This is a genomic window from Candidatus Photobacterium acropomis (assembly GCF_030685555.1).
Lineage (GTDB): Bacteria > Pseudomonadota > Gammaproteobacteria > Enterobacterales > Vibrionaceae > Photobacterium > Photobacterium lucens.
In genome coordinates, this window is sequence record NZ_CP131608.1 from 759,370 (window position 1) to 773,235 (window position 13,866).

At 40.3% G+C, this 13,866-nt stretch carries 11 protein-coding genes; 5 read left to right on the forward strand and 6 right to left on the reverse strand.

The features are described from left to right. Positions 1–135: 135 nt before the first annotated feature. Together Q7657_RS03430 and Q7657_RS03435 are read right to left on the reverse strand one after the other, a co-directional pair. Positions 136–828 carry a DarT1-associated NADAR antitoxin family protein gene (locus Q7657_RS03430; protein ID WP_107165607.1) on the reverse strand — a complete coding sequence of 231 codons (693 nt, stop codon included), beginning with the start codon at positions 826–828 and terminating at the stop codon, positions 136–138. Beyond that, positions 828–1,472, reverse strand: coding sequence for a DarT ssDNA thymidine ADP-ribosyltransferase family protein (locus tag Q7657_RS03435; protein ID WP_107165608.1), 645 nt, complete (start codon positions 1,470–1,472; stop codon positions 828–830). The genes Q7657_RS03430 and Q7657_RS03435 overlap by 1 nt, the downstream gene beginning before the upstream one ends. 558 nt (positions 1,473–2,030) lie before the next feature. On the opposite strand from Q7657_RS03435, the gene Q7657_RS03440 reads away from it, so the two are divergent. Beyond that, positions 2,031–3,740: a L,D-transpeptidase family protein gene (locus tag Q7657_RS03440; RefSeq protein WP_107165609.1), complete on the forward strand. Its 1,710-nt coding sequence runs from the start codon at positions 2,031–2,033 to the stop codon at positions 3,738–3,740. Between the two features lie 136 nt (positions 3,741–3,876). On the opposite strand, the gene gcvP is transcribed toward Q7657_RS03440, so the two are convergent. Together gcvP and gcvH are read right to left on the reverse strand one after the other, a co-directional pair. Then, the gene (gene gcvP, locus Q7657_RS03445) at positions 3,877–6,756 is read right to left on the reverse strand and encodes an aminomethyl-transferring glycine dehydrogenase (protein ID WP_107165610.1); all 2,880 of its coding nucleotides are present in this window, start codon (positions 6,754–6,756) and stop codon (positions 3,877–3,879) included. A gap of 113 nt (positions 6,757–6,869) precedes the next feature. Continuing rightward, complete coding sequence (gene gcvH / locus Q7657_RS03450; protein WP_107165611.1) at positions 6,870–7,250, reverse strand: glycine cleavage system protein GcvH; 381 nt, start codon at positions 7,248–7,250, stop codon at positions 6,870–6,872. A 358-nt stretch (positions 7,251–7,608) separates the two neighbouring features. Here gcvH and Q7657_RS03455 point away from each other — a divergent pair, with 358 nt between their 5' ends. Further along, a complete protein-coding gene (locus Q7657_RS03455; protein ID WP_107165612.1) occupies positions 7,609–8,235 on the forward strand; it encodes a helix-turn-helix domain-containing protein in 627 nt (208 codons plus the stop codon). A 62-nt stretch (positions 8,236–8,297) separates the two neighbouring features. After that, the gene (gcvT, locus tag Q7657_RS03460; RefSeq protein WP_107165613.1) at positions 8,298–9,416 is read left to right on the forward strand and encodes a glycine cleavage system aminomethyltransferase GcvT; all 1,119 of its coding nucleotides are present in this window, start codon (positions 8,298–8,300) and stop codon (positions 9,414–9,416) included. A 161-nt stretch (positions 9,417–9,577) separates the two neighbouring features. Here the strand turns inward: gcvT and Q7657_RS03465 are convergent, their stop codons facing one another. Further along, positions 9,578–9,742 carry a hypothetical protein gene (locus Q7657_RS03465; protein ID WP_164488060.1) on the reverse strand — a complete coding sequence of 55 codons (165 nt, stop codon included), beginning with the start codon at positions 9,740–9,742 and terminating at the stop codon, positions 9,578–9,580. 194 nt (positions 9,743–9,936) lie between these two features. Continuing rightward, positions 9,937–11,046, reverse strand: a complete 1,110-nt coding sequence (locus Q7657_RS03470; protein WP_107165614.1) for a M20/M25/M40 family metallo-hydrolase — start codon at positions 11,044–11,046, stop codon at positions 9,937–9,939. Positions 11,047–11,775: 729 nt separating this feature from the next. Here Q7657_RS03470 and Q7657_RS03475 point away from each other — a divergent pair. Both Q7657_RS03475 and Q7657_RS03480 read left to right on the forward strand, forming a co-directional pair. Next, positions 11,776–12,471 carry an FCD domain-containing protein gene (locus tag Q7657_RS03475; RefSeq protein ID WP_107165615.1) on the forward strand — a complete coding sequence of 232 codons (696 nt, stop codon included), beginning with the start codon at positions 11,776–11,778 and terminating at the stop codon, positions 12,469–12,471. A gap of 147 nt (positions 12,472–12,618) precedes the next feature. Then, on the forward strand, positions 12,619–13,800 hold the full coding sequence (locus Q7657_RS03480) for an amino acid aminotransferase (protein WP_107165616.1): 1,182 nt from the start codon (positions 12,619–12,621) through the stop codon (positions 13,798–13,800). Positions 13,801–13,866 lie beyond the last annotated feature (66 nt).

Consider the following 13,866-nt stretch of genomic DNA (forward strand, 5'->3'; position numbering starts at 1 on the left):
ATTATAGCTTTATTAAGTTGATGAGTAATGCAATATCAAGTCAACGCATACCATTTTGAATGTACGCATAGCTAAAATGTCATGCGTTGTGAATTATTCTTGAATAGTTTGCAGTGCAAAAATAAGTACTCTAATCTAAAACATATGTTTTTGAATCATTACGTTTCTTTTTTGGCGTTCATAGTGTTCTGCTGTTAATACTAAGAATTCAGATGATGAACTCAAGGCTTGTTGCAATACGCCATTATGAACAAGACTTCTATATAGAGCTACAGCATGAGCTTGACAGTTAATTGATTTTTCTGGGTTAAACTCTATATCTGTAAACCCATCGTAATCACGAATTGAATTACAAATATCAACATTCTGAACAAGCGCATTAATATACAGCCAGTCGTAGAAAAAGGTTCGAGGCTCGTTGGGGAAGTTTTGATTAAAAAACTTGAAGCCGGTTAGATTCCCTGAGTCCTTGATTCTTATATCTCGTTTAGCTGTCAGCGAGTCTACCATAAACAAGTCTGTATATGGCCCACCCCTCTCAAAGACTTTACTTCCTTGAAATGCTGACTCTACAGAGAACGAACGATTATATTTTTTTGTAGTTATTGTCAGATTAAATGCACTCATAGAAACGCCTAGCTCATCTTCCGATTTGCTAGAAATTTCTAGCAAATCATGATAGCCAAAGACTTGCGCTTCTTTATGTAAAGATTGTATCGATTTTTGCTTTTGAGACACGGCAAAGCCTGAATACCATTTAAAGTCTATAAGCTTTTCCTCAACTCCAACTTTGCTAAGATTTGGTGAAAATACCGGTCTCTTTGCCATTACTTAAACTTCCTTTGAATATCTCTTCTGGATAAGTATGTCACTTTTTCACCATGAATTCTTGTCTCACGCTCACCAATGATATCTTGATGATCTTTTTTAGCTTGTCTTGAGGTAAATACTATAGCTTTAATTTTATCAGGTGAAATTGTTCCTTTGACTAAAATTTCTGCTTGTACATCTGTCGGGTCATTGTCTTTCAAGCAATGCTCGTCTCGAGGTGTATATCCCGGAATTTCGTCAAACATGCCCTCTAGAGATTCGGGTTTACGTAAATCATTTTCGCTTTGAGCACTAATAGAAGCACAAGCCGCATTTCTTTTGCAAAATAGTGCATCTTGTTCGAGTAAGATACTTGCTGGTATCCCCAAAATACACCAATCTGTTTTAGGGTTTTCTTTCTTTAGTTCGGTTCTATATTTATAGAACATTGGGTCATTTGGATGGTGAATTGACATAGAGATTGTATCTGTATGGTTATCCAAGCGAAGCTTATCATTGCATTTGGCTTTTTCATTTAAATCATCCTTAGTTTTTAACCCTTCTCTCAGAATACTTGGTAAATTTTCAAGTTGAGTAAAGTGCAACAGTACTGTAATACCACGCTTATCCAGTATCTTTTTAATATCATCTTTCCTAGCCATACTACGTACACCTTTTTCGTCTGTATGTTGTTTTAATTTGTATTGCTAATAGATTATTAATCAGTACCTTTACTATTACAGTACTGACTAAAAATTTAGGCAAATATACTTGTTTGTTCATATTTAGTCACGATGGTAGAAATACTTTGTTACGCTTATAGAAGATCACAGAGAAAACGTAATAATTGCTGTTAATAAGGGGAGCTATATAAAGAAAATTAATCTCAAATCACATTAATACGACATGAATGAATATTTGAACTAACTCATTGAAGGGTATAAGTAAGCAATACAGTCTAAGACAGATTTAAACTTTTGTTTAATAACTTATACTTATTTAAATAAAACAAACAACTCATTATCTTTATTGCATCAATTAATTTACCAACCTTAATCGAACAAAGTTCAGATAAAATTTAATATTCCGAAACTGATATTTTCACGTATCGTTTTTTAGCATAGATTACGTTCATTAGTTATTTTTGAGATCATTATCACTGTTAATGGTGATTGATTTCGATTCTAGAAAAGCATGCTTTTTTAGATAAGGAACGTTAGATGAAATTTAGTCGTAAAAAGATAAGTACAGTAATTCGTTCGGTAATGACCATTTCGGCATTATTGGCTTGTGGTTCGGCTGTCGCTGCTGAGAGTGCGGCAAAGACGGATCTGGATTGGCATGTATTAGATGGTGTTACGGTTAAGAGCACAGCGTCTTTGTCTCCGAATGCGATGACTAAAGTATGCAACGATAAGATTTTAGATGCGTTGTATGCGGATAATAACTTTATGCCATATTGGTTAGATCCTGCATTAGTGAATGCCATTATGCCGCAATTACAAGCAGTAGCAGATTCTAAAACACTACCGGGTATGCAGCAGCGTTTAGATGAGTTGAAGAACCTAAAGACACAGCGTGATGAGCGTGGTTTTGATCTGTTATTAACCGATACTTACTTGGTTTACATCGATTATGTACATCAGTTAATGCAAGATCCGCGTCCATTGTATAATTCAAAACGCGTGACATTAGCACCGTTAACGCTGCAAATGGCACAGAGTTATTTCCCATTAACGGTACAAAAGATCAATTCTCTTCTGCCTTCTTCGCAATTTGTTCCAACAATGGGGGTGATTAACCACCTGTTAAGTTTGCCAGCTAATCCACTTGATGCCGATAACGTTCACTTTGCTAAGGCGGTGTTACCGGGTGAAACCATTCCTTATGGTAGTGATGTGGCGACTGTGCTTTGGAATTTGGGTTATTTAACTCAGCCTCAGTACCAACAAGTGATTGCACAGAAGAAAATCATCAATATTGGTGTAATGAATCAAGCGATCAAAGCCTTTGAAACGAATTATGGCTTAAAGGCTGACGGTATTATTGGGCATGAAGTGGTAGCGCAATTAACTCGCCCATATTCGAGTTTGGCACGTATTGCGGCATTGAACCTACAGCGTGAGCGTTTTGCTCAGTTGGAAGGGGATGATCCACAAATTATTGTGAACATTCCTGATTACACAATGACGCTATACGAGAATCAAAAGCCGGTGTTTGAGTCGGACATTATTGACGGGATGCCAAAACGCCCAACGAACTTGTTCCAGTCATACATTAATACGGTTGTGATTAACCCTTACTGGTATGTGCCTGAAACCATCAAAGTGCAGAATACGATTCCATCGGCTAAGGCGAATCCTAATTTCTTACAGCGTAACCATATGGATGTGATTAACAGTTGGAGTGATCGTTCTGTTGTGCCACCAAGTTCGATTAATTGGGCTACGGTGAATCCAAAGACATTCCCACATGAGTTCCGTCAAGATCCCGGTCCTGAAAACGCATTAGGTCGTGTGGCGTTCTTGATGCCTGATTCGTTCTCTGTGTATATGCACGATGAAGAGCAATCAGAGTATCCGTTGTTTAAACGTCGTCACCGTGATTTAAGCTCTGGCTGTATGCGTGTGCAAAAGCCGCGTGAGATGGCAAAGATTATTTTGTCTTACCAAAATATGTCAAACTTGCCATCTGTCGATGACATGATTAATTCAAATAAGCACCGTGAGATTGGTTTGAAGAAGCATGTGGATCTGGATGTGGCTTACTTAACGTCTTGGGTCACACCAGAAGGTCAGTTAGCGATGCGTCCTGATATTTATGGTTACGATAACCCTCGAACTAAACCCATTAATAATCAGTTTATTTCGATCCCAAATTACCGTACTCATGAGCGCATTAAGTTAGCTTTGAATGGTCAAAGTAGCTAATTAATATATTTAGCTTGCTGATACAAACCGTGAATTAAACACACGAAAAAGGCTAAGTGTTCAGCACTTAGCCTTTGTTTTATTTTAAGGGTAGCGTTTGGTTAGTGCACAAACTTTATTGTACCAAAACAGGTGTTTAGTCCTCGATGTAGCTCTCAATACTCGGGCATGAACACACTAAATTGCGATCCCCAAATACGTTATCGACACGGTTGACACTCGGCCAGTATTTCGCCGCTTTGGTGTGTGCGGATGGGAAACAAGCCACTTCACGGCTATAAGCGTGTTGCCATTCTTGCTCCATCATATCGACTTGGCTGTGTGGGGCGTTAACCAGTGGGTTATCGTCTAATGACCATTCGCCAGATTGCACAAGGTTGATCTCTTCTTTAATGGCGATCATCGCATCACAGAAGCGATCAAGCTCAGCAAGATCTTCAGATTCTGTTGGCTCAATCATTAATGTGCCAGCAACAGGGAACGACATGGTTGGAGCGTGGAAGCCGTAATCCATTAAACGTTTTGCTACATCTTCTTCTGAAATGCCGGACGCTTCTTTAATAGGGCGCAGATCAATAATACATTCGTGAGCAATACGACCTTCAGTACCACGGTAAAGCACAGGGTAGTGTGGGCGTAGGCGTTCCATCACGTAGTTTGCATTTAAGATCGCAAGCTCGGTTGCTTGGGTTAAGCCTTGTGTGCCCATCATGGCAATGTAGGCATAAGAGATCGGCAGAATCGACGCAGATCCTAGTGCGGCCGCAGAAACTGCATATTGCAGTTCGTGTGTATTTGAACCTTCAACATGTCCCGGTAGGAAGGGGGCAAGGTGTGATTTTACGCCAATAGGTCCCATACCCGGGCCGCCACCACCGTGTGGAATACAGAAAGTTTTGTGTAGATTTAGGTGAGAAACATCAGAGCCAATAAAGCCCGGACTGGTTAAACCCACTTGGGCGTTCATGTTAGCACCATCAAGGTAAACCTGACCGCCAGCAGCATGTACCAGATCACACACTTCTTGTACTGCTTCTTCATACACACCGTGAGTTGATGGGTAGGTGATCATAATGCACGACAGCGCATCACGGTGTTGGTCGATTTTCGCTTTCAGATCATCAATATCGATATTACCTAGCTCATCACAACCGACCACGACCACTTTCATTGAAACCATGGCAGCCGATGCTGGGTTAGTACCGTGTGCCGAGCTTGGAATTAAACACACATTACGGTGAGTATCGCCATTGGCTTCATGGTAACGTTGAATCGCAATTAAGCCTGCGTATTCACCTTGTGCGCCAGAGTTCGGCTGTAGCGAGAACGCATCATAACCTGTGATTGAGCACAGCATGTCTGATAGCTTGGTTGCCAGCTCTTGATAGCCAAGGGTTTGCGTTGCTGGTGCAAATGGGTGCAGTTGTCCAAATTCAGGCCAAGTGACGGGGATCATCTCAGCGACGGCATTGAGCTTCATGGTACAGCTACCTAGCGGGATCATACCGTGAGTTAATGAGTAGTCTTTGTTTTCTAACTGCTTCATGTAACGCATCATTTGTGTTTCGCTGTGGTAGCGATTAAACACAGAGTGTGTGAGGTATTCACTGCTACGACGACACGCTGGTGGAATGGCGGCAAACTCATCGGCGGCAATGTCATCACTGAACATCGACACTTTTAGCTCTTGATTGGTAAACAAGCTAAGTAGTTGCTCAATGTCTGTCGCAAGGGTGGTTTCATCAATACTTACGCCTAGCTTATCGCTGTATTTGCGAAGGTTAACGCCAGCATCGAGGGCTTTTTGATATAAAGCGTCAGTTTGAACACCAGTTTTGATGGTCAAAGTATCAAAGAAGTGTTGGTTTTCTAGCTCGAAACCGTTGTTGGTTAAACCTGCGGCTAATACAGCTGTGAAGTGGTGTACACGACGACCGATTTTCTTTAAGCCTTCAGGACCATGATAGAGAGCATAAAATGCCGCCATGTTGGCAAGCAGTGCTTGGGCGGTACAAATGTTTGATGTCGCTTTTTCACGGCGGATATGTTGCTCACGAGTTTGCATTGCCATGCGCAGCGCTTGATTGCCTTTGGCATCTTTCGATACACCAATAACACGCCCCGGCATTGTACGCTTGTGCTTATCTTTCGTTGCCATAAAGCCAGCGTGTGGACCACCAAAGCCCATTGGTACACCAAAGCGTTGCGCACTACCGATAACAACATCTGCACCCATTTCACCCGGTGCTTTTAGTACGGTTAATGCCAATAGATCCGATGCCACAGCCACTAATGTTTTCTTCTCATGAGCTGCTGCAATGATGTCGGTGAGATCAAGTAATTCACCGTTGCTGGCAGGGTATTGTAATAAAGCACCGAATACATCGTGTTGCGCTAATTCTTCTGCGCTACCTGTGATGATTTCAAAGCCGACGTATTTAGCACGTGTGACGACTACATCAATGGTTTGTGGGTGAAGATCCGTTGAGATGAAAAACGCATTGCTTTTATTTTTACCTGCACGCTTACATAAGGTCATGGCTTCTGCTGCTGCCGTTGCTTCATCTAACAGTGAGGCATTGGCGAGCTCCATCGCGGTTAAATCCATGATCATTTGTTGGTAGTTCAGTAATGATTCTAAACGACCTTGCGAGATCTCTGGCTGGTAAGGGGTGTAAGCGGTGTACCAACCTGGGTTTTCTAATACATTGCGAAGAATGACGTTAGGGGTAAAGGTGTTGTAGTAACCCTGACCAATATAACTTTTGTTAATAATGTTCTTACGGGCAATTTGCTTCAGATCGGCAAGCATAGCGGCTTCACTTTGAGCTTGCGGCAGTTCCATCGGCGAGGAGAGGCGAATGGTAGCGGGCACGGTTTGCGCAATAAGTTGGTCAATACTACCGACACCGATAGTTTCTAGCATACGTTGTTGTTCGTTGGCATTAGGGCCATTATGACGATGAGCAAAAGAGTTATCGTCACTGAGTGTTTGTAGAAAAGTAGTATTGGTCATGGTTCTTTCCTGAACGTTGTACGTTTTCACATAAGCGCTAACGGTTTCATTAATGATGAGTTAACGCTAGATAAACAAAGATCGAGCATGGGCTCGATCTTTGTTGTTATGAATTAGTCTTCTTCGATAGAAGCAAGATAAGCTGTTGAATCGATTAATTCAGCCAGCTCATCAGCATTACTGAGTTTGATTGTTGCAATCCAGCCACCTTCATAAGGCTCTTCATTCACCAGCTCTGGGCTATCTTCAAGATCTTCGTTAATTGCAACAATTTCACCTGTGACTGGGGCATAGATATCAGATGCCGCTTTTACTGATTCGACTAAAGAGAACGTATCGCCTGCATCTGTTGTGTCACCCACTTCAGGAAGATCAACAAAAACCACATCGCCTAATAAACTTTGCGCATGATCAGAAATACCTACAGTTACCGTGCCATCACCGTTGTCACGGACCCACTCGTGGCTACTGGTATACTTTAGTGTTGATTCCATGTTTGTACTCCTTAACTCACCGATAAAAATGTATTGATACAAAGTTTCTTATAGTGGAACACGTTTTTAATTTGTTTTGTGTGATTCTACGCAAACGTTTGCTATTTGTCATGCTAGATTGTTGCGCTAATGGTTATACTTAGTTTAAATTTAGTTAAAAATTGCGTTTAATCACGAATAAAACTCATGTTATCGCTTAGTTATAGGGGTAAATTGCAATAAAGTATGCCTTATAGGTAACATTATTTTAAAAATATTGTGACTTTGTGAGCTAGGTTTTATTAAGTTTCCTATAGGAAACTATGATTGATATATCTCGTGATTGAGTTAATCGAAAAGGGATTGAGAAGGAAGCAATATGGCAGAGGAACAGATCCAAGACATCTATCCATCCATGCGTGTCGCAAAAGAGCAGGCATCGCAACCTATTGCGCCTTTGAAGCTCGGTGAGCGTTTGAAAGAGATCCGAGTCTCTCACGGTTTAACCTTAGAAGAAGCCAGTAAACTGACCGGGCTTGCACGCTCAACCTTATCGAAAATAGAAAACGAGCAGATCTCACCCACCTTTCAAGCCATGCAAAAATTAGCCGCAGGGTTGGCGATTGATATTCCTCAGTTATTTGAGCCGCCACAAACCATAACAGCGACAGGTCGTCGTGATATTACTCGCTGTGGTGAAGGGCGACCGCATCCTACCTCGACTTATGAACATGAACTGCTCGCCACTCAGCTTACCAATAAGAAAATGATGCCATTTAAATCTTACGTTCGTGCTCGTTCGTTTAATGATTATGGTGATTGGATCCGTCACGACGGAGAAGAGTTCTTATTGGTACTAAAAGGCGAGATCACATTTTTCTCAGAATTTTACGAACCCATTAATTTAACAGAAGGTGATTCGGTTTATTACGATGCCACTATGGGGCATATGCTGATATCGTTCAGTGAAGATGATGCGTTGATCTTATGGGTTACCGCTTCTTAATCATCGCAGCTTTGAAAGTTTAACCACGTTGATGGATACCAATTTACAAACGGAGTGCAATTATGTCGCAACAACTTAAGCAAACCCCGCTACACAGCCTACATGTTGAAATGGGCGCAAAAATGGTGCCTTTTGCTGGTTATGATATGCCAGTGCAATATGCATTAGGGGTGAAGAAAGAGCACATTCATTGCCGTGATGCTGCGGGCTTGTTTGATGTGTCGCACATGGGACAACTGCGTTTGAAAGGTGACAAAGCGGCTGCGTTTCTTGAGAGTTTAGTCCCTGTCGATATTATTGATTTACCTGTTGGTAAACAGCGATATGCATTATTTACCAATCCTCAAGGTGGTATTGAAGATGATTTGATGGTGACAAACTTCGGTGATCACTTATTCCTTGTGGTCAATGCTGCCTGTAAAGAACAAGATATCGCACACCTTAAAGCCAATTTGGTCGATGGTGTTGAACTTGAAGTGATTGAAGATCGTGCTTTGCTGGCGTTACAAGGACCAAAAGCCGCTGCAGTATTGTCTGAACTCAACCCTGCGGTTGCGGATATGGTGTTTATGGATGCGGCACATATCGAACTAATGGGCGTTGAATGTTACGTCAGTCGTTCTGGTTATACGGGTGAAGATGGCTATGAAATCTCTGTACCGAGTGATCAAGCACAAGCCTTTGCTCGTAAGTTGCTAGCTTTTAATGATGTGGAGTGGATTGGTTTAGGAGCCCGTGATTCATTGCGTTTAGAGTGTGGGTTATGTTTATACGGTCATGATCTTGATCCGACGACTACACCGTTTGAAGCCAGTTTATTGTGGGCAATTACGCCTGTTCGTCGTGCTGGTGGCGAGCGTGAAGGGGGCTTTCCGGGCGCTGAGATCATTCTAGAGCAAATCACGAATAAACAAGCGTCACGTAAACGTATTGGGTTAGTGGGGCAGTCTAAAGCGCCTGTGCGTGAAGGCACTAAATTGTTTGATGCTGATGATAATGAAATTGGCATTGTAACCAGTGGTACTTTTGGTCCGACTAAAGGCATGCCTGTTGCTATGGGGTATATTGCTACTGAAGCCAATCAGTTGGGTGAGGTGGTCTTTGCGGAAGTGCGTGGTAAGAAACTGCCAATGACCATTGAAAAGATGCCATTTGTGCCACAGCGTTATTATCGTGGTTAATTAACTTGCTCTCGTTGTTAGATTAAAGGCTAATACAAAAAATGACGTTAAAGCTAATGCTTAACGTCATTTTTTTGAAGAGAATTCATCCAACTGTTCATCCTGAATATTTTCTGAATATTCTTTCTAAGTTTACGGAAACATGTGCCAGTAAAAGTGAATTAATTGGCTGTCACTGATTTATAAGCAGATTGGAAAAGTAGGGTAAAGCCTTCTTTAGAAAGGTCTTTTACCGTTAAGCCAGCTTCGTTCAGACGACGGTAGCATTCGTTTAACGCAGTGATCATTGTGTCTTTATCAATGGCGTTATTCTGGTTAGATTTCATCGCAGTCATCCTACATCTATTCATTAAGCACCCGTATCATGGCACAACGTAGATGAATAATATCTGAATAACTGAGCGGCAAATGTTAATAGTGGGTCAAAATTTGTGGTTATAAAAAACCTCAAGCTGCATGGTAAATGGTGCAGGCTTGAGGTTGTCATTATCTATTATGTTAAATTATAGACGTTGCTGTCTTACTTTTTAGTCAAGTAAGTGTATAAAAATTCAGTAATGTTGGTCATATCTTCAACGGTAATAAACTCTTCAGTGGTGTGAACTTTGCTCATCCCCGTTGAAAGGTTAACTGTTTTCAAACCTTTCTCATTGAAGATGTTTGCATCACTACCGCCACCTGTTGATTTAGTAAATGGCGTTAAGCCCATTAGGGTGAAACTTGCCATGATGTCTTCAACGTGTGGATCGTTATCTGCAATAGAGTAAGCGTTATAAGCGCGGTTTGATTGAATATCAATTTGTGCACCGTGTTTCTCAGCAGTTTGATTAAATACTTCCACCATGTGATCTACTTGCGCAGCCAGTTTATCATCATTTAATGAGCGTGCTTCTGCGGCAAGGTACAGCTCTGGCATAACGATATTTGTGGCTTGACCGCCAGAAACCACACCAATGTTGGCGGTTGTTTCGCTATCAATACGTGCCAGTTTCATATTCATGATCGCATCTGATGCTACCGTTAGGGCATTGATCCCTTCTTCTGGCGCAAGCCCCGCGTGTGCAGGTTTTCCTTTAATGGTGACTTTTAGGCTTTGTTGACCCGGTGCGCTAGTTACAATTGCACCAATGGCACCGCCTGAATCTAGCACGATTGCTTTGTTGGCAGTGATATGTGACATATCGAAGTGTTTCGAGCCTTGTAGACCACCTTCTTCATGCACTGTAAAAGCGAGTTCAATGGTGCGATGGGCTTGGTTTTGCTCTTGGATAGTGCGTACGGCTTCCATAATGGCTGCAATACCAGACTTATCATCACCACCTAAAATGGTGTCACCTTTAGAGCGGATCACACCGTCTTCGATGATAGGCTCAATGTTATTACCCGGTGTTACTGTATCCATATGGCAGCTTAGAACGATGCTGTCATCTAATTCACCTTGAAGCTTGGCGTAGATATTGAAGCCGTTTGAAATCGTTTCAGGAACTGGCAGTTTGGTAACACTAAAACCAAGTACACCAAGTTGTTCAGCTAACGTTTCTGCAATGGCTTTCTCATCACCAGATTCACTATCAATTTTTACTAGCTCAATAAAATGAGAGATAAGGCGCTCTTGATTGATTGTTGTCATATCGCTTCTAACCACTTAATAGGAGTAATAAAGAGCACTCTAAACGGAATAAAAATAAAAATATCAGAAACTAAATCAATAAAACGTTAAAAAATGAGGTTTACGATAAAGGTAATGTGAAAATTTTGAACTGGGTTATGTTTGAAGTTGTGTTTTATTTTAACAGCTTTTGTTAAAAACCTGTGTGATATTTGATGCATTAATACTTGTATTAATATTGTGGTTAATTGTTTATTAACTTTTGTGATTGTATTAAAAGTCCATTTTGTTACTAAGCTATAAAAATAAATTACCAATAATATAAATAATTCATTACTTTTTTTACAAATTAAGCGTAGCGAATTTTATATGATATCTGATTATTATCATTTTTTTATATTAGATTGTAATAAAGGCTTTAAATGGGGTTTGGTTTTAAATGTATGATTTTACTGTTTTTATCTGTTTTCTTGCTAAATGACAACAAAAATAACGATAAATATTAACCTTATTTTTTATGCTTAATTATTGGAATATAAATAATCACTACTAGATATGCTAAAATATTTGATTGCATAATATTGCAATATCAATGATTCAGTGAATATTTGTGACATTTACTAATACTTTTTAAAGTATATTGGTTGATTTAGTATGATAATTCATGCAAAAAAACTATACTCAACGAATAAAGCTTCACCCTAATTATAAAAATAAAAAAGTCAGTTTAAATAGGTAATATAAATTACTATGGAAAAAGTGGAATTTACGACGATCAGCGATCGTTTAATTTCAGTTATTAAGAAAGACATTCTTAATGGGACCTATCAGCCCGGACAGAAGTTAGTTCTTAACGATTTAAAAGCACATTATAAGGTTGGTGGCTCACCACTACGCGAAGCAATGGTGCAATTAGCATGGCAAAAGTACTTAGTAATGAAACCTCAAAAAGGGTTTTGGGTTGCTGATGTCTCACTGGATGAATTAAGGCACATTATTCAAAGCCGCTTTGCTATTGGTCGTATCGCTTTAAAAGAAGCTGTTGCAGTCGGTGATGAACAATGGGAATTAAATATTCTTACAGCTTTTCATAAGCTTAACCGTTTAAATCCTGACAGTGATGACTTTGATGTTGATGAATGGGATAAACGTCATAAAGAATTTCACCTTTCCATTGTTGAATGTAAAGGCTCTGAATTTTTGTTAGATCTACTGTCCCACATCTATGATCAGCAAGATCGATATCGTCATTTCTTATTAGGAAAAGATATCGAACCAATGAATCGTTATCATGACAAAGGTGAGCATGAAGCGGTGATGAATGCAGTATTACGTCGCGATGCAGATCTTGCGAGTAAATTATTGTATGCACATGCTGAGCGTTTATATACCAGTATTGAACAAGCAACATGTTTGCACTCAATATCAGGTAATTTACGCTACTAATATAAATATGTGTGCTACTTCTAGGATGGAAGTAGTACAGTTTGTTTGTGCTCCATTAAGAAAAAACACGATTTGTCGCTTTTCTAATGACGTTAATTAAATGAAGTGATAACTTAATTTCATTGTTATATAAATGGAATTAATTTGATGTTTAAATCGCTTTCTCCAGCCCAGTTAGATCCTATCCTTTCTCTCTCGATAGCGTATAGAGAAGATCCCCGTGAAAATAAAATGGATTTAGGTATTGGTGTTTATCGCAACAGTCAAGGCGAAACACCGATCATGCAAGCTATTTCTCTCGCAGAGCAACGTCTTCTACAATCACAAACCACCAAGTCTTATGTCGGGCTTGCGGGAAGTGAAGTGTTTAATCAATCAATGATCGACTTGTTATTGTCAGAGACATCTGCTCATGCTCGATGCGCGGCTGTACAAACACCGGGAGCAAGTGGTGCTCTTCGGATGTTGGCAGATCTTATTCATATAGCACAGCCAGATACAACGGTATGGTTAACAAACCCAAGTTACGTTAATCATAAGCCAGTGATGGAAGCTGCTGGGCTAAAAGTGAAGTTTTATCCCTATTTTGATCCTGAAACCAAGCAAGTTAACAGTCAAGCAATGTTAGCGGAATTAGCGAAAGCAGGTCCTAACGATGTGGTATTACTACACGGTTGTTGTCATAACCCAACTGGTGCTGATATTAGCTTTGAAGATTGGCAAGCCATTACAGCATTAGCCAATAAAAACGGTTTTATGCCATTCGTTGATATTGCTTATCTTGGTTTTGGTGATGGACTTGAGCAAGATGGTGCTGGCCTTAAATACATGGCTGATAATGTTGAAGAGATGGTTGTTGCTACCTCTTGTTCAAAGAACTTTGGCTTGTATCGTGAGCGTACAGGAGCTGCAATTATTATTAGTGATAGCCAGCAAGAAGCGCAAAAAGCCAAAGGTCGTATTCTTACTTTAGCGCGTTCAAGCTACACTATGCCGCCAGATCACGGTGCAGCTTTAGTGGCTGAAATTTTAAATGATCAACAGTTAACCCAAACGTGGAAAGATGAATTAGATCAAATGCATGGTCGTATTTTGCGTTTACGACAAGGGTTAACTCAAGCGATTCGCCAGCGAGGTTCAAATCAGTTTGATTTTATTGAGCAGCACAAAGGTATGTTTTCGGTAACAGGGTTAACGCCTGAGCAAATTCTAACCCTTCGTGAACAATATGGGATTTATGCAGTAGGGGATGGCCGTATTAATATTGCCGGATTGCAAGAGCAACAGATTGATCATTTAGCAGATGCGTTGATCAGTGTCTCTCGCTAATAACATCTAAAAAGAAAGCCTGTTCTTCAATGTATCTATCTGAAACATGAAGTAACAGGCTTTTTC

Coding starts and splice junctions, on each gene's coding strand:
- Q7657_RS03465 (WP_164488060.1), bottom strand. CDS start 9,742: ATGAAATCTAACCAGAATAACGCCATTGATAAAGACACAATGATCACT.
- Q7657_RS03435 (WP_107165608.1), bottom strand. CDS start 1,472: ATGGCTAGGAAAGATGATATTAAAAAGATACTGGATAAGCGTGGTATT.
- Q7657_RS03430 (WP_107165607.1), bottom strand. CDS start 828: ATGGCAAAGAGACCGGTATTTTCACCAAATCTTAGCAAAGTTGGAGTT.
- gcvH (WP_107165611.1), bottom strand. CDS start 7,250: ATGGAATCAACACTAAAGTATACCAGTAGCCACGAGTGGGTCCGTGAC.
- Q7657_RS03470 (WP_107165614.1), bottom strand. CDS start 11,046: ATGACAACAATCAATCAAGAGCGCCTTATCTCTCATTTTATTGAGCTA.
- Q7657_RS03455 (WP_107165612.1), top strand. CDS start 7,609: ATGGCAGAGGAACAGATCCAAGACATCTATCCATCCATGCGTGTCGCA.
- Q7657_RS03475 (WP_107165615.1), top strand. CDS start 11,776: ATGGAAAAAGTGGAATTTACGACGATCAGCGATCGTTTAATTTCAGTT.
- gcvT (WP_107165613.1), top strand. CDS start 8,298: ATGTCGCAACAACTTAAGCAAACCCCGCTACACAGCCTACATGTTGAA.
- Q7657_RS03480 (WP_107165616.1), top strand. CDS start 12,619: ATGTTTAAATCGCTTTCTCCAGCCCAGTTAGATCCTATCCTTTCTCTC.
- gcvP (WP_107165610.1), bottom strand. CDS start 6,756: ATGACCAATACTACTTTTCTACAAACACTCAGTGACGATAACTCTTTT.
- Q7657_RS03440 (WP_107165609.1), top strand. CDS start 2,031: ATGAAATTTAGTCGTAAAAAGATAAGTACAGTAATTCGTTCGGTAATG.